The 649-nt window shown below is 47.5% G+C and carries 1 protein-coding gene; it reads left to right on the top strand.

All coding sequences use genetic code 11. The annotated features are described in order from the left end of the window. The coding region (locus AC1DUO_RS25935) for a hypothetical protein (protein WP_477989605.1) at positions 1-194 on the top strand (194 nt) is incomplete at its 5' end. Positions 195-649: the final 455 nt, after the last annotated feature.

Genomic DNA, 649 nt, shown 5'->3' with positions numbered 1-649 from the left:
TGGTAAAGGCGGCGCGGCCGTCCCATGTAGCAATTAAGGTAAGCGCTCTCAGGCAAATAGTGTTTTTCCAAAAAGGTGCTGCTTATGCGTCTGAAACTAATCTATATATTTACAGCTCTCGTTTACTTGGCGTCAACATCGTTCGCCCATGCGGACGCATCGTCCAAATGGCCATCAACGCAACACAACGTTAATGGGTTCGTTCTGGTTGATGGTTCTCCTGGGGCAAATGGAGGGGATGGCGGGAACGGATGAACCTAGGTACGTTGCCCAGATGCGAACGAGATTATCAGGAAAATAAACTGCATGGTTCTTTTGCTCCTGTAAGAATCCCGCATAATCGTTCAATCCGCTTTTTAGAGGTTTTCTGTCATACGGATGAAGTGACCTTTAAAGCGAATGTCGCCTTCTCGCTCACAGTTGCCCTCTTTACTGTTAGGGCAACTGAGTGGCAGAAGCGGAAAGATTGTTTTGGAAAAACTCTAAAGCCGTGGCCAGTTTTTGTTGACCATATATGGACGCCCCGGGTGTTACAAGTACTGGTTCGATACGGTTTGCGACCATATATCCGGCGTCGTTAGTGGGTTAATTTACCCGCGCCATGATGTTATCCGAGCCCTGTTTCCTTATCACTACACCGGTATATGAT

The sequence above is a fragment of the Rahnella sp. P4_A8 genome, assembly GCF_056402435.1.
The sequence above is the reverse complement of the archived record's forward strand: the minus strand, read 5'-3'. Positions and strand labels throughout refer to the sequence as shown.